Below are 448 nucleotides of genomic sequence, written 5' to 3'. Positions count from 1 at the left end.
AAACTCACTTTATTTGAGCATTGCTGTGTTGAAGAAGGTGCCCCAACAATTTTGAGACAAACCTGCGCCCCCTGCACAGCCGGATATTGATAACTACTTAACGATGTTGCCAACTTCCCATTTTTTATATCTGTAATGGGGGCAGGAGATGGTGATAATATTGTTTCATCATTATTCGGATTACTTGGATCTGGATGTTTCACAGACCACTCAAATGCAATTCCTTTCCCTGTATAGGGTGTTGTGCCATCAGCGCCAAATACTTCCGCTGTAAACGGATAAGCACCACCCCCATCCCCGGAGACTGAATTATCATTTTGGCTAGTGGTAGGTTTCTTAATGGTCGGCCATTTGATTTCAACAGCCGGAGTTAGCACTGGCTTGTTATCGCCTATAGAAGCGGTGACAACCACACCCGAAACCGCCTCCGAGCCGGTTAACGTTGCTC

At 46.0% G+C, this 448-nt stretch carries 1 protein-coding gene; it reads right to left on the bottom strand.

The annotated features are described in order from the left end of the window. Positions 1–448 (bottom strand): hypothetical protein (locus FE392_RS19920; RefSeq protein WP_319931867.1); only part of this gene is annotated, 448 nt, incomplete at both ends.

The organism is Xenorhabdus santafensis, assembly GCF_033949405.1.
GTDB classification, from domain to species: Bacteria; Pseudomonadota; Gammaproteobacteria; order Enterobacterales; family Enterobacteriaceae; genus Xenorhabdus; species Xenorhabdus santafensis.
The sequence above is the reverse complement of the archived record's forward strand: the minus strand, read 5'-3'. Positions and strand labels throughout refer to the sequence as shown.